Here is a 19,577-nt window from a genome sequence, read left to right as displayed (position 1 = left end):
GCGTGAGAAAGATGGGTCGCATCGACCCATCACGCGGCGACTATCGCCACTCTTTTTCGGCACGTCGGATATCGCGGATCATCTCGATGAGTCGGCGGGTTTCGCCGGCGGCCACTACTTCGGCGGCGGTCCGCTCGCCGAAGCATCGGATCGGCACGTGCGCGTACCATTCGAGACGCCGGCCGGCATCGGGCTCGATGTCGCTCGCCGCCGCGAGCACACGCGCTTTCTCCTGCGACTGCGTCATCGCGATGTTCCTCACGGATTCATGGGGAGGCCGGTCGCGGCGCGGCTTTCGGCGGGTGACTCTTCGACATGGACGTCGCCGCGCCGCCCCTCCTCCACCAGCTGCGCCCGCCGCGCCGCGGCGTTGTCGCGCAACGCGGCGTAGTAGTCCGGCGATGTCTCGAGGCGATCGGTCAGCGGAAGCGCCTGCGCGCGACCGTCGACGATGCCACCCACGGTGCGCACCGTCTCCAGCGTCTGCACCGTGTCGGAGTTGTCGCCCAGCTTGTACAGCCCGGCGGTCAGTACGCGGCCCACCGTGTCGCGCACGTTCGACGAGCCGAACAGCGGCAGCTCCACCGTGTGGCCCGGGCCGATACCCCAGACACCGAACGTCTGGCCGAGGTCGGCGCCATGATGAGGCATGCCCCACTTCCCTGCCACATCGAAGATGCCGGCGACGCCAACGGTGGAATTCACGATGAAGCGCCCGGCGGTGTTGAGCGAACGCAGAAAATTCGCCTGGAGCAGATCGTTTGCGAACACGATCGGCTCCTGCAGGTTCCAGACGAAATGACGCACGCCCCGGCGCACGCCCGACGGCAGATGCGAGTAACCGCGCGCCACGGGCTTAAGGACCACCTTGTCCACGCCGCGATTGAAGGCGAAGACCTTGCGGTTGATCGGCTCGTCGTTCGCGGGCGCGACGACCGCTCCGGCATCGCCGGAAGGCTTCGCCTGCTGAGCGCATCCCGCGACGACCAGCGCGCCCAGGATGAGGCCGGCGCGGCCGGCCTGGACGAGCAACGTGCCCGCGACGGACTCGCGCGGCGGAAACGGGGGAACGGCGCGGACTGCTGGCATGACGGGACTCCGGGTGGGGATGCCGGCAGAGGCTGCGGGATCATTGCGTGCTGCGTTTGTCCGCTTCGTAACGGCCCGGCAACGACATTTCAGCCTGGAAACAATTGACACTTCCCCGCCGCGACCGTCTATAACGGGCTGCCCTGGACTCTGGTTCGCACCACCATGCAGCGCATCCTCATAGTCGACGACGACGACGAAATCCGTGCGCTCCTGCGTCGGTTCCTGATGAACCACGGATTCGGGGCGGAGACGGCGGCGTCCGGCACGGAGATGGACGCGCGGCTCGCGACCACGACGTTCGACCTGATCATCCTCGACGTCATGCTTCCCGACGAGGACGGCTTCAGTCTGTGCCGGCGACTGCGCGCGAACCACAAGGTGCCGATCATCATGCTCACGGGCGCGACGGAGACCACCGATCGCATCGTGGGCCTGGAGCTCGGCGCGGACGACTACGTCACCAAGCCCTTCGACGCGAGGGAGCTGCTCGCGCGCATCCGCGCGGTGTTCCGTCGAAGCGCCGGCACCGGCAAGGCCGAGAACGCGAACCTGGCGCTGACGTTCAGCGGCTGGCGGCTCGACATCATCCGGCGCGAGCTGCGCTCGTCCGACCACACGCTGACCCCGCTCTCCGGCGGCGAGTTCGCCCTGCTCGTGACGTTCGCGCAGCATCCGCAGCGCGTGCTCACGCGCGAGCAGCTGATCGACCTCTCCCGCGGCCGTGGCTACGAGGCGTTCGACCGCAGCATCGACGTCCAGGTGAGCCGACTCCGCCGCAAGATCGAGGAGGACCCCAGCGACCCCGAGCTCATCCGCACCGTGCGCAACGTGGGTTACATCTTCGCCGCGAAGGTGGAGGCCGCCTGATGCGGTGGCGGCATTTCGGACGCGACACGATCGGCCGCTGGATCGCGATCAACATCGTCGTGGCCGTCGTCGTCGCGGCCGCCATGAACGCGGCGTTCGTGCAGTTCGCCGGTGTGTGGGCGAAGCCGGGACTCTTCGACATCGGTATCGTGGATCAGGCGGCGGCCGTGGTGCGCGTCATCCAGGGTGCGCCGCCGTCGCTGCGCTCGCGGCTCGCCGAAGCAGGCAGCAACCCTGGCTTCATCGTGCAGTGGCATGCCGACGACAAGGCGCTGCCGATACCGATCGAAGGTGGCACGTTCCACGCCGGCCGCAAGAAGGTCCGCGAGCTGCTCGGCCGGCCGGATGCGCGCGTGCTGGCCTACGAGGCGGGCGAGCCGGGGATCGGTGGCCGGCCGATCCCCTTCTACGTGCTCGCGATCGATCTCCCCGATCGCTCGTGGGTGCAGTTCATCGCACCGCAACGTAGCTGGGGCCTTTCGGCCGGCGCGCGCTTCGCCCTGATCGCCGCGTTCGTCATCATCTGCAGCCTCGTCGTCGCGGCGCTGGCCAGCCGGCGCCTGGCCCGGCCGATGGAACGCTTCGCCCGGCAGGCGCAGCGCTTCGGTCGCGACGTGGACGCGCCGCAGATGGACCTGTCCGGCCCCCTCGAATTCCGCGTCGCGGCGCAGGCGTTCAACGAGATGCAGGAGCGCGTGCAGCGCTACGTCACCGCGCGCACGGAGATGCTCGCCGCCATTTCGCACGACCTGCGCGCGCCCCTCACACGTATGCGCCTCCGTGGCGAGTTCATCACCGATGCCGAGCAGCAGCGCAAGCTGTTTCGCGACGTGGACGAGATGCAGGCCATGGTCGACGCCTCGCTACGCTTCTTCCGTGACGACAGCGACCGCGAGCCCACGACGCGTTTCAAGCTCTCGGAGCTCGTGAGCACCGTGGTCGACGACCTGCGCGACGAGGGGCACGACGTGGTCTTCGAGGAGCGGCCCGGGATCACTTATACCGGCCGGCCGCTTGCCCTGCGCCGGGCGCTGAGCAACGTGGTGGAGAACGCGCTCAAGTACGGTGGCCGCGCGACCGTCACCCTTCGCACCACGCCGGCGTCGGTGGAGATCGAGGTGGAGGACGAGGGGCCCGGCATCGCACCCGAGTTGCGCGAGGCGGTGTTCCGCCCGTTCTATCGCATCGAGTCGTCGCGCAACCGGGCCACCGGTGGCGTCGGCCTCGGCCTCGCGGCGGCCCGATCGGCGCTACGCGCCCACGGCGGCGACGTGGTGCTGGATTCGGCGCCCGGCGGCGGCCTGCGGGCCCGGTTGATCCTGCCATTGTCCTGAGGGGCTGGCGCGTTTCGCCAAGCCACGGCACGTTCCGCCATGCCACGCTCGTGCCGTGTCATTGGCGAAGGGGCTGGGTGTGACCACGACGGAACAAGCGCTACTCCTCGCGCGGTGGCAATTCGCTTTCACCGTGTCGTTCCACATCATCTTCCCGGCGATCAGCATCGGCCTGGCGAGCTACCTCGCCGTGCTGGAAGGCCTGTGGCTGAAGACGCGCAAAGCGGTCTACAAGGAGCTGTTCTTCTTCTGGTCGAAGATCTTCGCCGTCGGCTTCGGCATGGGCGTGGTCTCCGGCGTGGTGATGAGCTACGAGTTCGGCACCAACTGGGCGGGATTCTCGTCCGTGGCCGGCGCGGTGACCGGGCCGCTGCTGGCTTTCGAGGTGATGACCGCCTTCTTCCTCGAGGCCGGCTTCCTCGGCGTGATGCTGTTCGGCTGGACGAAGGTCGGCCCGCGCGCCCACTTCTTCGCCACCTGCATGGTCGCCACCGGCACGCTGATCTCCACCTTCTGGATCCTTTCGTCCAACAGCTGGATGCAGACGCCGCAGGGCCATGCGATCGTCGACGGTCGCGTCGTGCCGGTGGACTGGCTGAAGATCGTCTTCAACCCGTCGTTCCCCTATCGCCTCGTGCACATGGCGCTCGCCGCGTTCATCGTCGCCGCCGCCATCGTGGGCGCCTGCGCGGCATGGCACCTGCTACGCGGACGTAGGGACGAAGCCGTGAAGAAGTCCTTCTCCATGGCGCTGTGGATGCTGCTCATCGTCGTGCCCATCCAGATCGAGGCGGGCGACGCGCATGGCCTCAACACCCGCGAGCACCAGCCCGCGAAGATCGCGGCCATCGAAGGCCTCTGGGAAACGGAGAAAGGCGGCACGTCGCTCAACCTCGTCGGCTGGCCCGACATGCAGGCGGAAGAAACGAAGTACGCCGTGAAGATTCCGCACCTCGGCAGCCTCATCCTCACCCATTCGTGGGACGGCGAGATCCAGGGCCTCAAATCGTTTCCCGCCGAGGACCGGCCCAACTCGACGATCGTGTTCTGGAGTTTCCGCACGATGGTGGGCATGGGCATGCTCCTGCTGCTCATGGCCTTGCTCGGGCTCGCGCTGCGGCGCGGCGGGCGGCTCTACGAGGCTCGCTGGTTCCAGCGCTTCGTGCTGTTCATGGGTCCGTCCGGCCTGATCGCGCTGCTCGCGGGCTGGATCACCACGGAGGCGGGGCGCCAGCCGTGGGTGGTCTACGGCGTGCTGCGCACGCGCGACGCGGTGTCGCCGCTCACGGTGGACCAGGTGGGCACGTCGCTGATGATCTTCGTGATCGTGTACTTCCTCGTCTTCGGCACGGGTATCTACTACATGCTCAAGCTGATGGCGAAGGGCCCGAACCTGCCTCGCGACGTCGCGGAAGGCGAGGCCGCCGACACGGGCATCGGGCGCGATCGCTTCGATCACCGTCCCCTTTCCCGTCCCACCGACGCCATCGACGAGTAACGGCCATGGTCATCGATCTTCCGGTCATCTGGGCGGCACTCATCGGCTTCGTGGTGTTCCTCTACGTCGCGCTCGACGGCTTCGACCTCGGCATCGGGCTGGTCTTCCCCATGCTCAACGAACCCGGCGACCGCGAGGTGATGCTCAACACCGTCGCCCCCGTGTGGGACGGCAACGAGACATGGATGGTGCTGGGCGGCGCGTCGCTCTACGCGGCGTTCCCGGTGGCGTATTCGGTGCTGCTGCCCGCCGCGTACCTGCCGATCATCGCGATGCTGTGCGGCCTGATCTTCCGCGGCGTGGCGTTCGAGATCCGCGCGAAGGCGCGACGCACCCAGCACCTCTGGGACCTCGCGTTCATGGGTGGCTCGGCCGTGGCGACGTTCGCGCAGGGTGTGATCCTCGGCACGCTGCTCCAGGGCATTCCGGTCACCAACGGCGAATACGCCGGCGGCGCCTTCGACTGGTTCACGCCGTTCAATCTGTTCTGCGGCCTCGGCCTGCTCGTCACCTATGCGGCGCTCGGCTGCGGCTGGCTGCTGATCAAGACGGAGGGTGACCTGCATCGCCGCGTGCGCCTGCTGATGTGGCCGCTGGCCGTGCTGCTGGGGCTCACCATCGGCGTCGTCAGCCTGTGGACGACGCTCGGCGAGCCGGCGATCGCGCAGCGCTGGTTCTCGCTGCCCAACCTGCTCTTCTTCCTGCCGGTGCCCGTGCTGGTGGTCGCCGCGCTCGTCGGCATCTTCCTCAGCCTGCGCCGCGACCAGGCGCGCGATCACACGCCGTTCCTGCTGACGCTGGCGATCCTGTTCCTCGGCTACACCGGCTTCATCATCAGCATCTTCCCGCACATCATCCCGCCGTCGGTCGACATCTGGGAGGCGTCGTCGCCGCGCAGCAGCCAGCTGTTCACGCTGGTGGGCGCGGTGATCATCATCCCGATCATCCTGACCTACAACTCGATGGCGTACTGGGTGTTCCGCGGCAAGGTGCGCCAGGGCGACGAGGGCTACCACTGATGCGCGCGCGGCGGGCGATGTGGTTCGTCGCGCTGTACCTCGGGGGCGTCGCCGCGGTCACGCTGGTCGCGGGCCTGCTGAAGCTGCTGGTCCCGCGATAGCGCGTCCGCGCACCTTTAGCGGGCGAGACGACCGGCCTTCAGCGCCGGCTCGCGACGGAAGGTAAGGCGCAGCGCCGCGAGCAGGAAGTAGAAACCACCGAACGCGGCATACGGCGCGAGCTTGTCGATCGTCGGCGCGTCGCCGAATGCCTGCATCGCCATGAAGACGCCGGCGAGCACCGACTGGCCACCGCTGATCATCATGAAGACCTGGCCGCCCAGCTTCCGGCGCTGGATGCCGACGAACAGCTGCAGCGCACCCGAAAGCAGCGCCCACACGCCGAACACGAGCAGGCCACCGGCATTGCCCTTGCTCGCCAGCGCGATGGCGAGCGCCACGACCGTCACGAGGCTGACGACCAAGTTCAGGCGCTGGCCCGGGTTCTTCGACAGACCGCCGTTGCGGCCGGCGTCGATCAGATTGGCGAGCGCGTCCCAAGCCGGGTACAGGAGCAGAAGGGCGTAACCGACCACCGAAGGCGCGCCGAGGTTGGACACCAGCACCACGAGCGCCACCCAGGCGAAAGCGACGACGGCGCGCATATAGTAGAACTGACGGAGGGAATTCATGGGCTGGATCCTCGATAAGTGCTACCAGCCTACTAGTAGGTAGATAGGCGCGTCAAGGGATCTGGTCGTTATTGTTCAGCTACCTACCTAATGGTAGGCTGATTGCATGAGCACCCAACAGAAACTGATCGATTCGGCTCGCTACCTGATCCAGACCCGCGGCTACAACGGCTTCAGCTATGCCGACGTCGCCGAGGAAGTGAAGGTGCGCAAGGCCAGCATCCACCACCACTTCCCGACCAAGGCGGACCTCGCGCAGGCCGTCGTCGAGGAATCGCGGACGGGCATCCTCGCGCAGACGCAGCTGATCGCGAACGCGCCCTTCGATCCCGTCGAGCGCCTGCGGTTCTACACCGGCTATTGGGAGAAGTGCATCGCGGACGCCACGGCGCCCTTCTGCGTCGCCGGCATGCTCGCGGCCGAACTGCCGTCGCTGCCGCAGAGCCTCGCCGAATCGGTGCGCGCGCATTTCCGCGATCTGTCGCGCTGGCTCGAGACGATCCTCACCACCGGCGCGCAGATGGGCGTTTTCCGCCTCATGGGCCCGGCGAGCGCGGAAGCCGAAGCGTTCATGTCGATCGTCTACGGCGCGATGCTCACCGCCCGCGCGTACGACGACCCGAAGAAGTTCCCGGAGATCGTGCAGGGCGGGCTGCAACGGCTGCTCACGGTGGATGCGAGCGCCAAGGTCCGGCACTGATCGCCCGACACGCCACGGGGGGCTGCACGTCCGCATCGCCTGCCGTCAACGCCGCGTCCACCCCGGCCTCTGAATGCTTGGCCACCTTTCTCCGGCGCCACGCTCATGACGCAGACCCCCACCGACCCGGCCATCCGCATCACGGAGGGCCGGCCATTTCCGCGCGGTGCCTCCTTCGACGGTAGCGGCACCAACTTCGCGATCTTCTCGGCGCACGCCACCCGGGTCGAACTATGCCTGTTCGACGACGAGGGCAACGAGACGCGCATCGATCTGCCGGAATACACCGACGAGGTGTGGCATGGCTATCTTCCGGACGTGAAAGCCGGACAGCTTTACGGCTACCGTGTCCACGGTCCGTATGAGCCGACGCAGGGCCATCGGTTCAACGCCAACAAGCTCCTCATCGATCCCTACGCCCGTGAGCTCGCAGGCGACCTGGTGTGGTGCGACGAGCTTTATGGCTACACCGTCGGGCATCCCGACAAGGACTTGAGCTTCGACGAGCGCGACAGCGCGCCATTCGTCCCCAAGGCGGTGGTCGTCGGCGACGATTACGACTGGGGCGACGACCGACCGCCCATGGTTCCGTGGGACGAGACGGTCATCATGGAAACGCATGTCCGCGGCTACACGATGCGCCACCCGGCCGTCGACGCGGCAGTGCGCGGCACCTGCGCCAGCCTGGCGACCCCGGCCGTGCTGGATGGCATCCGCTCGCTGGGAGTCACGGCCATCGAGCTGCTGCCGATGCATGCCTACCTCGACGACAGGCATCTTCTCGAAGCCGGTCGCAGGAACTACTGGGGCTACAACACGATCGCGTTCTTCGCGATCAAGCGACGTTACCTCTCGACCGGACATCGCGACGAGTTCCGCGACCTGGTCAAGGCCGCGCACCAGCGGGGCCTCGAATTGATCCTGGACGTGGTCTACAACCACACCGCGGAAGGCAGCGAGCTCGGTCCGACACTTTCGCTGCGCGGCATCGACAATCTCTCGTATTACCGCCTTGCGGAGGATCCGCGTTTCTACATCAACGACACGGGCACGGGTAACACGCTCAATGTCAGTCACCCCCGCGTCATCCAGATGGTGATGGATTCGCTGCGCTACTGGGTCACCGAGATGCACGTCGACGGGTTCCGGTTCGACCTCGCGACGATCCTCGGTCGTGAACCGACGGGCTTCGATCAGCGTGGCGGCATCCTCGACGCGGTCGCCCAGGACCCCGTGCTCGCGGCGGTCAAGATGATCGCGGAGCCATGGGATTGCGGACCCGGCGGCTATCAGGTTGGCCATTTTCCTCCGGGCTGGGCCGAGTGGAACGACCGGTTCCGCGACGACGTGCGTGCGTTCTGGAAGGGAGACGAGGGCAAGCTCGCCGACGTCGGCAAGCGGCTCACCGGCTCGGCCGACTTCTTCGACAAGCGCGGCCGACGTCCCTGGGCAAGCGTCAACTTCATCACGGCGCACGACGGCTTCACGCTGTACGACCTCGTGAGCTACAACCAGAAGCACAACGAAGCGAATGGCGAGGACAACAAGGACGGGTCCGACAACAATCACTCGTGGAACGGCGGAGCGGAAGGTGAAACGGAAGACGCCGGCATCCGGGCCTTGCGCGAACGGCAGATGCGCAATCTCCTGGCGACCCTCTTCCTGTCGAAGGGCACGCCCATGCTCCTGGCGGGCGACGAGCGAGCGCAGACACAGGGCGGCAACAACAACACGTACGGACAGGACAGCGAGATCGCGTGGATCGATTGGGAGCGCGACCCGACCGAAGGCCGCCTGACGGACTTCGTGCGCGAGCTCACGGACTTGCGCCAGCGCTACCCCCTGCTCCGTCGCGGCAGGTTCCTCGACGGCCGATACGACGACGCGAGCGGCACGAGGGACATCGTATGGCTCGCGCCCGACGGCTCGGAGGCCGGCGAAGCGCAGTGGACCGATCCCAGCGCCCGCTCGATCGCCGCGCTCATCGATGGCCGCGCGCAGCAATCGGGCGTGAAACGCCCCGGAACGGATACCAGCCTTCTCGTGCTGCTGAACGCATGGACGGAAGGCGTGGCGTTCCAGCTGCCCGGGGACGTGAGCTGCGACGCTTGGAAAGTCGTTCTTTCGACCGCGCCCGAACTCGCACCGGGCGTCGCCGCCAGCAGTGGCACGTCCTTCGTCTGCCCTCCACGCGCGATGGTCGTCCTCGCCTGCGACGTCGCCTGATACCCGGGCGCATCGGCCGGGCCAGGGAGGGCCCGGGCCGCGAGAGCCTGCTACGATGCCGCGACTCGACAGGGGATCACCAGGGATGTTGCGATCGTTCGTCTTTGCCGCCGCCATGCTCGTGCCGCTGGCGGGAGTCGCCCAGGTCCGCGTGGACAAGCTCACGTTTCCGTCCGGCACGAAACATGCCGAGGACTTCGAGGTGCCGGTCATCTCCGGCGTCGATCCACGAGCGGCCGCCAGGATCAATCTCGCGATCCAGTATCCGCTGCTCGGCATCGTGCCCGGTCGTTATCGCCAGCCGATGTTTCCGGATGACTCGATGACCGCCCGCACCACGAGCCTCTCGTTCACCGTGGTCCGCGCGGACGAACAGATCGTGACGCTCGACATCCAGGGCGAGTACATGGGCGCGCACCCGTCGTCGGGCCACACGTGGATGACGTTCGAAACACGGACCGGCCAACCGATCGCGACATCCGACATGCTCACGCCAACCGGCATCGCATCAAGCCAGAAGGCCGTGGACAAGGCCTTGCGCGCGGGGATCCGCGACGTCCTCGATCACCAGGATCCGGCACGCTTCGGTGACAACGCGACCGAAGCGCAGGACGACATGCGCGCTCAGCGCGAGCAGTACGACGAGTGCATCGGCGACATGGCGCGGCACGACTGGAACACCACGTTCCAGTGGGGCGCCCAGCTCACTGTCTCGCGCGGCTGCATGTTTCCCCACGTCATCCAGGCACTCGACGATGCCGGCGAAAAGACGTGGACGGCGTCCTACGCATCGCTCGCGGATCGCATGACCCCGTTCGGGCGCTGCCTGCTCGTCGATCGTAAGGCGAACTGCAAGCGGGACGACGTGCGCCCGACGGCCGGCGTCTGGCGCGGCACGATCGGCAAGACAGCCATTTCGCTGCTCACGCAAGACGACTCACTCATCTACCTCTACGACCGTTACGGCGAGTCCATCGCACTCACCGCACGAACGACGACACCGGGACATTGGGTGCTGGAGCGCAAGGACGATAAGAAGGACGTGCTCGAGACGTTCGATCTGACCGCGGCGGCGGAAGGCGGATTCACCGGCACGTGGACGCAGGCGGGCAAGGCGTCGTTGCCGGTGCGGCTGGAATAAGGCGTCGCGTCCGGTGATCAGCGTGCGGTGCTTCCGTGCGCCATGCCATACAAATGCGTGCGGACAGTTCGCTAAGATGGAGCGGCCGCTCGCAAGGCGGCCCACCCCACAGGAGCCATGGACGATGCTTCGATGACGCACCCTGCCACCCTGATGGCTAGCCTTCTGGCCACGACCCTGGTCGCTTGCGCCACACCGGCTCATCAAGTCGCGCCGCGCAACACCGTTACCCCTGCTCACTCTTCCAGCCAGGATCACGTCATGCCGCCTTCCGATGATGCCCACGCGCTACCTGGGGCGCGCGACGCCGCGGCTCGCGTACTGGCCTTCCTGTCGACTGTCTCGTCGACGGCCTCGTTCACGCCAGCGAGCATCGGGAACGCTATGAGGGTCAGCTTGGGGCCGGACCCGAACAACGACCCGGGCTGGGCGATTTACCACAGCCCCGACCTGGGTCAGGGCTGGAGCTATTGGGTCCAGTTCGCGGCAGGCGAGGCCACCCTGAAACCCGGGTTCCGCTTCTGGTTCGACCACCCCGACCGTTCTGCCGATGCCGCGCCGGTGTGTGCACTGCCTCTTGAGCAGCTACGCAGCACCTTGACGGCGCATGGTTGGGCTGAACGGTCCGTTCCTTCGGAAATCGGCGGTGTCCAGGCCATCGAGTTCGCGAAGGCCGACATGGTGCTGACATTGAGCGCGCGCGATGGCGCGGAGGTGCATGGCGCCGCGTGTGTGCTGTCGCTGCAAACGGCAGACGCGCGCTGATCAGAAAGGACTTGTCTATGGCTACGCCTCACCCTGCACTTGACGCCGCGGTTGACCAGTTCGCGCAGCAGCCGGGCGTTACCCCGGCCCACGTGGCATCCCTCCGAGCAGCGCTGTCGTCGGACCCGGGCTTGAACCAACGTCTCGACGCGGAGGTGACTCGCGGCGCGCTGCACGGTTTTGCCGTTGCCGGTCCCAGCTCGCCCGACCGCCCCGTGGGTGAATACGATTCCACGACCCGGACGATGACCCTGCCCGCGTCCGCGTTCCCGATCTCGGGACAGAGCACGGACCTGCGATCGGTGTTGAGGGTGCAAGCGATGGTGGTGGACTTCGCCGGCAAGACCTATCCCGATGCTTCGGGTGCCGCGCATCCGGTCACGGCGGACATGTTGAAGAACTTGCAAGACACGCTCAACGGTTCACCAGCCCTGGCCGCCGACATCAAGCGCGCGGCCACCACGGTCGACCCGATGCAACCGCAGCACCGCATCCTCGAGTCGTTCACATTCGCCGCCCCCGGTGCGGGGGTGGGCGGCAGTTTCAGCGCGCCGACGCATTCGATGAATCTTGTCAGCGAGCGGTTGATGAGCGCCACACCTCCAGGCGGGACGGGGCATTATGACCCCTACGATTTGACGTTCGTTATCGGACACGAAGTCCAGCACGGGTTCAATGCGCAAGCCGCGGCGCAAGCTCGTGCGAGCTTCGTCGCCGACGTGCGGGCGCTCGCTGCGACACCCGGTCCCGTACATGACTACACCGCACTGGTGGAGCGCCGCATTCAGGCTGCTCGTGAAGATGAAGCGAGCGCCCACATCTCCGGATGGAATGCGCTGCGCAGTCGAGTCGAGCATGAACGCGGAAGCGTGAGTCTGGCGGCCATTGACCGCGCGAACCACTCGCGTGCCGCCGATTTCCTCGAGGTCAGGAACGGGGCACTCGTACCGCGGGCCAATGTGCAGCTCGACGCCGACCTCTCGATGGCGCACACGCCGTCCAACATAGCTGCCATGGGCTACAACTACTTCGACCGCCCAGTGAATCCAGCGCCAGAAGACAACCGTCAGGCCATGCGTTTGGCCCACGGTGGTATCGAGGACTATCCGAATTACTACGCGGGATGGGCAATCGCCGTCATTGGCTCGGAAGAACGTGCCGCCACACACGGCCGAGGCCCTGCCCCGCAAATCCAGATCAACATGAAGCACGTCGGGTTGCACGAGGACATGATGGAACAGGCAGGTCTCAACCTGGCGCCGTCGCAGCAATCCATCCCGTATCTCGACAGCAGCTCGCAGCCGGCCGTGCCGCATACCTTCGACCACACCGCGGACGGTCCGCACCAGTACCAGCACGTGCCCGTGGCGCCACAGCGGCTGGATGACCCGTCGCACCCGGACCATGCGCTTTACCAGCAAGCGCGTGGGCACGTGGTCTCGCTGGACCAAAGCCTGGGCCGAACCCCGGATGTTCACAGCGACCAGTTGGCGTCCGCAGCCGCCGTGCAAGCTCGGGCGGATGGCTTACAGCGCATCGACATGGTGGCCCTGTCGACCGACGGCCAGCGGCTATGGGGCGTGCAGACCCCGCCTGGGCGAACGGACCATTTGTTCGACCTGCGCACGAGTGTCCCCACGGCGGAAGCGATGACGCCGATGGAACAGAGCGGAGCCAAGTGGCCGCTGGCCATGCAGCAGTTCGAACAGGCGCAGGCTCGACAGCAGGAACAAAGCCAGCAGGTGGCGCAGCAGCAGGCGCCGTCGCAAGGGCCTGTGATGACCCATGGCGCTCTTTGAGTGCCGACCAGAGACACTTTGCCGAGGAAGCGTCTAGCTCCGGGGACAAGAGCTGGAGCGGGTGAAGGGAATCGAACCCTCGTCAGTAGCTTGGGAAGCTACAGCTCTACCATTGAGCTACACCCGCGTCGGGCTCGGATGGTAATACGCCGGGCGTGCCGGGGGAAAGGTGGCGGCTGGCTGAACCTGTCCGCCGGGGCCTGAGCGTTGCGCGAGGGCCGGGCGCATAATCGGGGCGGGGAATCCTCACGAGGGCCGGATCATGCGTCGTTCGTCTTCGTTGTCCATCGCCGTCTCCCTGGTGCTCGTCGCCGGGGGAGCAACCGCGCAGTCGCGCAGCGTGTCGACCGCCGACATGCCCAGGCCGGGCGTGAGTTACATCTCCGGCCCCTCGGCGCCGGTTCGCAAGGAGACGGTGAGCACCGGCACCCTGCCCCAACCGGCGCGCCTTTACGTGGGTGGCCAGGTGTCGACCGGAGGCGGTGGTTATCAGGAGCGGACCAGCTACGAGAACGGCTCCGTCGTCGACAGCGGCTTCTACTACGGCGATGGCTATCCGCCGGGATACGGGTATGACCGGGGCGGCCATGGCGATGGCCGGGGCCGTCCGGGGCACGGGCACGATCACGACGGGCCGGGTGGCGGTCATGGCGGTGACCATGATCACGACCACGGACCGGGACGTAACAACGGGTCGCTGACGCTGGCCGCACCGCCGGGCGGTGGCGGCCACGGCATGGCCACGGGAGGCGGTGTCCGGTTGTCGCCGGATCGGTCGAACGATCGGCCCGGGCACGGGGATCGCGGCTGGAATCAGGGTGTCTACGGGTACCCGCGGCCGGCGCAGCCGGGCACCGGCATGACGAACAGCCGCGCGCCTCAACCGGGAACCGGCATGTCGGGCGGGAATCAGCCCGGTACGGGAATTCCGATGCGGGGCGGGCCCGGCGGGTGGCGTGGGAACGGCCGCTAGGCTGCCCTTGCGATCGCGATGTCGCCCGGAGCGGGCATGGGTCGTACAATTCGCGGATGCCGATGACGCCGGAGGCGTGGAGCGCGCGAGTACGCGCCTTGCTCCCCCTGCCGACCGTCGAGCCGCGCCTTTTCGACCGGAACCATCCATGACCCTTTCTTCCCCCGCCGCGGACGGCTCGCTCGTCGGTCGCCTCTTCACTTCGTCGGAGCGTTGACGATGACGCACGACGAAGGCACCCCGGGCGACGGCCCGTTCCATCGCCGCATCCGTAGCTTCGTGCTGCGCGAGGGACGCATGACGCCCGCGCAGCAGCGCGCGTTCGACGACCACTGGGCACGCTTCGGGCTCGACTACACGGGCGACGCGCGCGATCTCGACGCGACGTTCGGCCGTGGCGCGCCACGCGTGCTGGAAATCGGTTTCGGCAACGGCGAAGCGCTGGCCTGGGCGAGCGAGCACGATCTCGCCCGCGATTACATCGGCGTGGAAGTGCACGGTCCTGGCGTTGGCCGCCTGATGAACGCGCTCGCGGCACGCGACGCGTCGAACGTGCGCCTGTACAAGCACGACGCCGTCGAGGTGCTGGAGAACGAGATCCCGCCGGGCACCCTGTCCGAGGTGCGCATCTGGTTCCCCGATCCGTGGCACAAGAAGCGCCACAACAAGCGTCGCCTCGTGCAGCCGGCCTTCGTGGAGCTGCTCGCCTCGCGCATGGCCCCGGGCGGTCTGCTGCATCTGGCGACGGACTGGGAGGCGTACGCCGAGCACATGCGCGAGACGATGGAAGCCGCCGAGGGCTGGCGCAACCGCATCGGGCCGGGCGCGGTCGCCGAGCGTCCGGCATGGCGCATCGAGACCCATTTCGAGCGTCGTGGCACGCGGCTCGGCCACGGTGTGTGGGATTACCTGTACGAGTGGTCGGGTCCGACGACAGGTCGTTGACTGATCGAGGCGCATAACATGGGGCTTCACGTCACCGACCGGAGCCCCTGTCCATGTCGATCTCCAATCTCGCCGACCTCATCGCGGCGACGCTCGAAGAAGCCGGCGTCCGCCGCATCTATGGCCTGGTGGGCGACAGCCTCAACGCCATCACCGACTCGCTGCGCGAGCGGGGGGCCATCGACTGGGTCCACGTGCGTCACGAAGAATCGGCCGCGTTCGCCGCCGGCGGCGAAGCGCAGCTGACCGGTGAGCTCGCGGTATGCGCCGGTAGCTGCGGCCCGGGCAACCTGCACCTGATCAACGGCCTGTTCGACTGCCATCGTTCGCGCACGCCGGTGCTCGCCATCGCGGCGCACATCCCCAGCGGCGAGATCGGCAGCGGCTATTTCCAGGAGACGCATCCGACCGAGCTGTTCCGCGAGTGCAGCGTGTACTGCGAGATGGTCTCGGACGCGTCGCAGATGCCGCACGTGCTGGAGTCGGCCATCCGCGCGGCGGTGGGGCAACGCGGTGTCGCCGTCGTGGTCATTCCCGGCGACGTCGCGATGCGCAAGTCGCCCGTGAAGAAGGTGACGCCGGCCGCGGGCCTGCTGCCCCCGGCGCCGAAGGTGGTCCCGGGCGAGCGGGAACTCGACGCGCTGGCCGACCTGCTCAATGCCGGCAAGCGCGTGACGCTGCTCTGCGGTCGCGGCACCGCGGGCGCGCACGACGAGCTGATCGCGCTCGCGGAGGCGCTGAAGTCGCCGATCGTGCACGCGCTGGGCGGCAAGGAATTCGTGGAGTACGACAATCCGTTCGACGTGGGCATGACGGGCCTCATCGGCTTCAGTTCCGGCTACCACGCGATGGAGGATTGCGACACGCTGCTGATGCTCGGCACGGATTTCCCGTATCGCCAGTTCTATCCGGAGGACGCGACGATCGCGCAGGTTGACATCCGCCCGGGCAACATCGGGCGGCGCTGCCGTGTCGATCTAGGCGTCGTCGGCGACGTGGGCGAGACGCTGCGCGCGCTGCTTCCCCGCATCGAACCGAAGCGTCTGCGCGGCCATCTCGACCGTTGCCTGGCGCACTACGCGCGGGCGCGCGAAGGCCTCGACGAACTGGCGCGCATCGACGGTCGTCACGACCTCATCCATCCGCAGCAGGTGACGCGCCTGGTCAGCGACCTGGCGGAAGAGGATGCGGTGTTCACCTTCGACGTCGGCACGCCGACGATCTGGGCCGCGCGCTACCTGCGCATGAACGGCAAGCGCCGCCTTCTGGGCTCGCTGGTGCATGGCTCGATGGCCAACGCGATGCCGCAGGCCATCGGTGCGCAGGCCGCCTATCCGGGGCGGCAGGTGATCTCGCTCTCGGGCGACGGCGGCTTCACCATGCTGATGGGCGACTTCATCACGCTGGCGCAGCAGAAGCTGCCGGTGAAGGTGATCGTCCTCAACAACGGCACGCTGGGCTTCGTGGAGCTGGAGATGAAGGCTTCCGGCTACATCGAGACCGGCGTGCAGCTCGACAACCCGGACTTCGCCGCGATGGCCAACGCGATGGGCATCCACGGCCGCCGGGTCACGCGCGCCAGCGATCTGCAGTCGGCCATCGCCGAGGTCCTCTCGCACGAGGGCCCCGCCGTGCTCGACGTCGTCAGCAACCGGCAGGAGCTGTCCATGCCGCCGAAGATCACCGCCGAGCAGGCGAAGGGCTTCAGCCTGTACGCGCTGAAGGCCGTGATGAGCGGCCGCGGCGATTCGATTCTGGACTTGGCGGTGAGCAACCTCAGCCGCTGACCGCGCCCGCCGCGATTCGCGGTAGGAGCGCACCTGGGCGCGATTGGGGCTTGCCGCGAGCAGCTATCGCGCCCAGGTGCGCTCCTACGGGGATCAGCTTCAGCCGCGAGCCACCCCCAGCGCGTATACTCCTGCGGCAATCACCGCAGCTGGCGCCGTAGATGCCACCGCACGCCTCCATCGACCGGATCCGGACAGCCGGCTAGTGGCTCTGACCCTCACTCCCGAAATGATCCTCGTGCTGGGCCTGGTGGGCTTCACCATGCTCATGCTCGTTCTGGAGTGGATCCGGGCCGACATGGTCGCCCTGCTGGTCGTGGTCACCATCGGCCTCACGGGACTCATTCCCGGCGACCAGGTGTTCAACGGCTTCGCCGGTAACGCCGTCATCGCGATCATCGCCATCATGATCATGGGCGCGGGTCTCGATCGCGCCGGCGTTCTCAACCTCACCGCGGCCTTCGTGATGCGCATGGCGCGCGGCGTGGAGTCCCGGCTGGGCGTCGTCGTCAACAGCGTCACCAGCCTGTTCAGCGCCGTAATCCCCAGCCAGGCGCTGGCCGCGCTGATGATCCCGGTGACCAGCCGCCTTTCGGCCCGCACCGGCGTGCCGCTGTCGCGCCTGCTGCTGCCGATGGCCTTCTGCATCCTGACGGCCACGAACACCACGCTGATCGCGAACTCCCCGCTGATCGTCCTCAACGACCTCGTCGCCAGCGCGAACAGCAACCTGCCCCCCGGCGCGCACACGATTCCCAAGTTCGGCCTGTTCAGCGTGACGCCCGTCGGCCTCGTGCTCGCGGTGGTGGGCATCCTGTTCTTCTATTTCTTCGGCCGCCGGCTGCTGCCCGAGCGCGAGGACGAGCGCCTCAAGGTCACGCCGGGCAGAACCGAGAGCTACTTCGCCGACACCTACGGCATCGCGGGCGAAACGGCCGAGCTGACCGTCACCGCCGAGAGCCCGCTGGTCGGCATGAGCATCGGCGAGGTCGAGCAGTTGCACGGCGCGCCGCTGATCCTGGCGATCAAGAACGGCAACGAAAGCCGCGTGGCGCCGCCCTCGGACCAGATGATCTGGGTCGGTACCGTGCTCGGCGTGCTGGCCCCGCGCGACGCCATCAACGCGTTCGCCAACAACCAGCTCTGCCGCGTGTCGTGGCGCATGCGCCAGCTCGGGGAGCAGTTCAACACCACCCGCGCCGGTATTTCCGAGGCCGTGGTGCCGCCCAGCTCGCGCTTCATCAAGCAGTCGGTGGGCGACCTCCGCCTGCGCAAGCGTTTCGGCATTTCGGTGCTGGCGGTGAACCGCGGCGACGAGGTGTTCCGCGAGGATGTCCGCGCCGTCACCCTCCGCGCCGGCGACACGCTCGTGCTGCACAGCAAGTGGCGCGACCTGATGCTGGCCGAGGAAGACCGCGACATCGTCGTCGTCACCGACATTCCGAAGGAAGAACAGCGCCCCGGCAAGATCTGGCAGGCCGTGGGCTTCTTCGTGCTGGCGAAGTGCCTGGCCCTCTTCACCCACCTCGACCTGTCGGTCGCGATGATGACGGGCGCGGTGGGCATGCTGCTCACCGGCGTGCTGAACATGGACGAGGCCTACAAGGCCATCAACTGGAAGACCATCTTCGTCACCGCGTGCCTGATTCCCCTGGGCTGGTCGATGGACTCGACGGGCACGGCGTCGTGGATCGCCCAGGAAGTGCTCGCGATCCTCGGCCACGCCCCGCAGTGGACCCTGCAGGCGTCCATCGCGATCCTCACTCTCCTGTTCTCGCAAGTGATGTCGAACGTGGGCGCCACGGTGATGATGGTGCCCATCGCGATCAGTGTCGCGGTGAGTACGGGCGGCAACCCGTCCGCTTATGCGCTGATCGTGGCCGTATCGTCGTCGAACACGTTCCTGTTGTCGTCGGGTCACCCGGCCCTGATGATGGTCGCGGGCCCCGGCGGCTATCGCTCGAAGGATTTCCTGCGGGCCGGCGTCCCGCTCACGGTCCTGATGCTGGTGATCACCATCGTGACCATCAACCTGATGTATCGCTGATCGAGAAATATCTCAGGCGAGGCGGACCGCGCCATCGACGACGCGGACGTCGATGCGCCGCAGGCTGTCGCCCTTGCACGGGCCCTGCGTGCATTCACCGGAATCGGCCGCGAAGGACGCGCCGTGGGCCGCGCAGATGATGGTGCCGCCGCGGACCAGGAACTTGCCCGGCGCGTAATCCAGCCGGCGGCCCGCATGGGGACAGACGTTGAGGTACGCCCGCGCGTCGTCGCCATGACGGTAGACGAGCAGCGACTCAGCCTCGCCACGAAGCAGGGCCTCGACTTCGACGGCGCCACCGTCGGGGATGTCCGTGAGCAGGCAGAGGGGAGCGGCATCGGTGATAGGGGTCATGGCACTTGTCTATGAGGATCGGATGCCCCAAGGTAAAGAGGCTTACACGCATGTCATTGTGCCATACGGATTTTTAACCAATGCGCTTCGTCTTCCCGCCCATCCGCCGCTCGCGTAATCCCCTCGTCCGCGCCCTGTCGCTGGTGCTGGGCCTCGCCGCCGTGGGCGTGCTGCTCGTGTTCGGCGTGGTGGTGATCGGCGTCCTGTTCGTCGGCGGCCTCGCGTTCTTCGCGGTGCGCCAGTGGAAGCTCGCCCGTGGCCGTCCCGTGGGCGCCCAGGCGTCCGCGCCGAAGGACCCGGACGTGCTCGAGGGCGAGTTCGTGGTGATCCGCCAGGGCCAGCCCGTCCACCACCACTGA

At 67.2% G+C, this 19,577-nt stretch carries 18 protein-coding genes and 1 tRNA gene; 14 read left to right on the top strand and 5 right to left on the bottom strand.

The features are described from left to right. Window positions 1-40 precede the first annotated feature (40 nt). Both BMW54_RS12425 and BMW54_RS12420 read right to left on the bottom strand, forming a co-directional pair. Window positions 41-247, bottom strand: a complete 207-nt coding sequence (locus BMW54_RS12425) for a hypothetical protein (protein WP_090056407.1) — start codon at window positions 245-247, stop codon at window positions 41-43. 11 nt (window positions 248-258) lie between these two features. After that, on the bottom strand, window positions 259-1,089 hold the full coding sequence (locus tag BMW54_RS12420) for an MlaA family lipoprotein (protein WP_090056405.1): 831 nt from the start codon (window positions 1,087-1,089) through the stop codon (window positions 259-261). A gap of 165 nt (window positions 1,090-1,254) precedes the next feature. Here BMW54_RS12420 and BMW54_RS12415 point away from each other — a divergent pair, with 165 nt between their 5' ends. The 4 genes from BMW54_RS12415 (at window position 1,255) to cydB (ending at window position 5,810) form a co-directional block, all read left to right on the top strand. Then, window positions 1,255-1,959, top strand: coding sequence for a response regulator (locus tag BMW54_RS12415; RefSeq protein ID WP_090056403.1), 705 nt, complete (start codon window positions 1,255-1,257; stop codon window positions 1,957-1,959). Next, window positions 1,959-3,293, top strand: coding sequence for an ATP-binding protein (locus tag BMW54_RS12410; protein WP_090056401.1), 1,335 nt, complete (start codon window positions 1,959-1,961; stop codon window positions 3,291-3,293). Before BMW54_RS12415 ends, BMW54_RS12410 begins: the two co-directional genes overlap by 1 nt. Window positions 3,294-3,372: 79 nt before the next feature. Further along, complete coding sequence (locus BMW54_RS12405) at window positions 3,373-4,791, top strand: cytochrome ubiquinol oxidase subunit I (RefSeq protein WP_090056399.1); 1,419 nt, start codon at window positions 3,373-3,375, stop codon at window positions 4,789-4,791. 5 nt (window positions 4,792-4,796) lie between these two features. Continuing rightward, entirely contained in the window at window positions 4,797-5,810 is a 1,014-nt protein-coding gene (gene cydB, locus BMW54_RS12400) for a cytochrome d ubiquinol oxidase subunit II (RefSeq protein ID WP_090056396.1), read from the top strand. 116 nt (window positions 5,811-5,926) lie between these two features. Here cydB and BMW54_RS12395 read toward each other — a convergent pair whose 3' ends face one another. After that, a complete protein-coding gene (locus BMW54_RS12395; protein ID WP_090056393.1) occupies window positions 5,927-6,481 on the bottom strand; it encodes a hypothetical protein in 555 nt (184 codons plus the stop codon). A gap of 106 nt (window positions 6,482-6,587) precedes the next feature. Between BMW54_RS12395 and BMW54_RS12390 the strand changes: the two genes are divergently transcribed. The 5 genes from BMW54_RS12390 to BMW54_RS12370 all read left to right on the top strand — a co-directional run bounded on the left by BMW54_RS12390 (window position 6,588) and on the right by BMW54_RS12370 (window position 13,112). Continuing rightward, the gene (locus tag BMW54_RS12390) at window positions 6,588-7,181 is read left to right on the top strand and encodes a TetR/AcrR family transcriptional regulator (RefSeq protein WP_090056391.1); all 594 of its coding nucleotides are present in this window, start codon (window positions 6,588-6,590) and stop codon (window positions 7,179-7,181) included. Between the two features lie 105 nt (window positions 7,182-7,286). Then, window positions 7,287-9,407, top strand: a complete 2,121-nt coding sequence (gene glgX / locus BMW54_RS12385) for a glycogen debranching protein GlgX (RefSeq protein WP_090056388.1) — start codon at window positions 7,287-7,289, stop codon at window positions 9,405-9,407. Between the two features lie 85 nt (window positions 9,408-9,492). Then, window positions 9,493-10,548: a hypothetical protein gene (locus BMW54_RS12380; protein ID WP_090056385.1), complete on the top strand. Its 1,056-nt coding sequence runs from the start codon at window positions 9,493-9,495 to the stop codon at window positions 10,546-10,548. Between the two features lie 117 nt (window positions 10,549-10,665). Continuing rightward, window positions 10,666-11,313 carry a hypothetical protein gene (locus tag BMW54_RS12375; RefSeq protein ID WP_139206101.1) on the top strand — a complete coding sequence of 216 codons (648 nt, stop codon included), beginning with the start codon at window positions 10,666-10,668 and terminating at the stop codon, window positions 11,311-11,313. 131 nt (window positions 11,314-11,444) lie between these two features. Further along, complete coding sequence (locus BMW54_RS12370) at window positions 11,445-13,112, top strand: XVIPCD domain-containing protein (RefSeq protein ID WP_139206100.1); 1,668 nt, start codon at window positions 11,445-11,447, stop codon at window positions 13,110-13,112. A 53-nt stretch (window positions 13,113-13,165) separates the two neighbouring features. Here BMW54_RS12370 and BMW54_RS12365 read toward each other — a convergent pair. Continuing rightward, window positions 13,166-13,239: transfer RNA gene (locus BMW54_RS12365), tRNA-Gly, on the bottom strand. A 135-nt stretch (window positions 13,240-13,374) separates the two neighbouring features. Here BMW54_RS12365 and BMW54_RS18545 point away from each other — a divergent pair. From BMW54_RS18545 to BMW54_RS12350, 4 genes are all read left to right on the top strand, one after another. Beyond that, complete coding sequence (locus tag BMW54_RS18545) at window positions 13,375-14,085, top strand: hypothetical protein (protein ID WP_139206099.1); 711 nt, start codon at window positions 13,375-13,377, stop codon at window positions 14,083-14,085. A 219-nt stretch (window positions 14,086-14,304) separates the two neighbouring features. Beyond that, window positions 14,305-15,030, top strand: a complete 726-nt coding sequence (trmB, locus tag BMW54_RS12360) for a tRNA (guanosine(46)-N7)-methyltransferase TrmB (RefSeq protein WP_090056375.1) — start codon at window positions 14,305-14,307, stop codon at window positions 15,028-15,030. Window positions 15,031-15,083: 53 nt separating this feature from the next. Beyond that, window positions 15,084-16,817: a ubiquinone-dependent pyruvate dehydrogenase gene (gene poxB, locus BMW54_RS12355; protein WP_175472849.1), complete on the top strand. Its 1,734-nt coding sequence runs from the start codon at window positions 15,084-15,086 to the stop codon at window positions 16,815-16,817. Between the two features lie 229 nt (window positions 16,818-17,046). Continuing rightward, window positions 17,047-18,864 carry an SLC13 family permease gene (locus BMW54_RS12350; protein WP_090056373.1) on the top strand — a complete coding sequence of 606 codons (1,818 nt, stop codon included), beginning with the start codon at window positions 17,047-17,049 and terminating at the stop codon, window positions 18,862-18,864. Window positions 18,865-18,876: 12 nt separating this feature from the next. On the opposite strand, the gene BMW54_RS12345 is transcribed toward BMW54_RS12350, so the two are convergent. Continuing rightward, window positions 18,877-19,218: a Rieske (2Fe-2S) protein gene (locus tag BMW54_RS12345; RefSeq protein WP_090056370.1), complete on the bottom strand. Its 342-nt coding sequence runs from the start codon at window positions 19,216-19,218 to the stop codon at window positions 18,877-18,879. 80 nt (window positions 19,219-19,298) lie between these two features. Here BMW54_RS12345 and BMW54_RS12340 point away from each other — a divergent pair, with 80 nt between their 5' ends. Beyond that, on the top strand, window positions 19,299-19,577 hold the full coding sequence (locus BMW54_RS12340) for a hypothetical protein (RefSeq protein WP_090056367.1): 279 nt from the start codon (window positions 19,299-19,301) through the stop codon (window positions 19,575-19,577).

Origin of the sequence: Luteibacter sp. 329MFSha (assembly GCF_900111665.1) — a bacterium.
In the GTDB taxonomy this organism is placed as follows: domain Bacteria; phylum Pseudomonadota; class Gammaproteobacteria; order Xanthomonadales; family Rhodanobacteraceae; genus Luteibacter.
This window is presented reverse-complemented; position numbering and strand designations above follow the sequence as displayed.

Bases quoted from the DNA above. Each gene is read 5' to 3' on its own strand.
- BMW54_RS12415 (WP_090056403.1), top strand. From the start codon at position 1,255: ATGCAGCGCATCCTCATAGTCGACGACGACGACGAAATCCGTGCGCTC.
- cydB (WP_090056396.1), top strand. From the start codon at position 4,797: ATGGTCATCGATCTTCCGGTCATCTGGGCGGCACTCATCGGCTTCGTG.
- BMW54_RS12390 (WP_090056391.1), top strand. From the start codon at position 6,588: ATGAGCACCCAACAGAAACTGATCGATTCGGCTCGCTACCTGATCCAG.
- BMW54_RS12340 (WP_090056367.1), top strand. From the start codon at position 19,299: ATGCGCTTCGTCTTCCCGCCCATCCGCCGCTCGCGTAATCCCCTCGTC.
- BMW54_RS12410 (WP_090056401.1), top strand. From the start codon at position 1,959: ATGCGGTGGCGGCATTTCGGACGCGACACGATCGGCCGCTGGATCGCG.
- BMW54_RS12345 (WP_090056370.1), bottom strand. From the start codon at position 19,218: ATGACCCCTATCACCGATGCCGCTCCCCTCTGCCTGCTCACGGACATC.
- BMW54_RS12375 (WP_139206101.1), top strand. From the start codon at position 10,666: ATGGACGATGCTTCGATGACGCACCCTGCCACCCTGATGGCTAGCCTT.
- poxB (WP_175472849.1), top strand. From the start codon at position 15,084: ATGTCGATCTCCAATCTCGCCGACCTCATCGCGGCGACGCTCGAAGAA.
- BMW54_RS12425 (WP_090056407.1), bottom strand. From the start codon at position 247: ATGACGCAGTCGCAGGAGAAAGCGCGTGTGCTCGCGGCGGCGAGCGAC.
- glgX (WP_090056388.1), top strand. From the start codon at position 7,287: ATGACGCAGACCCCCACCGACCCGGCCATCCGCATCACGGAGGGCCGG.
- BMW54_RS18545 (WP_139206099.1), top strand. From the start codon at position 13,375: ATGCGTCGTTCGTCTTCGTTGTCCATCGCCGTCTCCCTGGTGCTCGTC.
- BMW54_RS12350 (WP_090056373.1), top strand. From the start codon at position 17,047: ATGATCCTCGTGCTGGGCCTGGTGGGCTTCACCATGCTCATGCTCGTT.
- trmB (WP_090056375.1), top strand. From the start codon at position 14,305: ATGACGCACGACGAAGGCACCCCGGGCGACGGCCCGTTCCATCGCCGC.
- BMW54_RS12420 (WP_090056405.1), bottom strand. From the start codon at position 1,089: ATGCCAGCAGTCCGCGCCGTTCCCCCGTTTCCGCCGCGCGAGTCCGTC.
- BMW54_RS12395 (WP_090056393.1), bottom strand. From the start codon at position 6,481: ATGAATTCCCTCCGTCAGTTCTACTATATGCGCGCCGTCGTCGCTTTC.
- BMW54_RS12380 (WP_090056385.1), top strand. From the start codon at position 9,493: ATGTTGCGATCGTTCGTCTTTGCCGCCGCCATGCTCGTGCCGCTGGCG.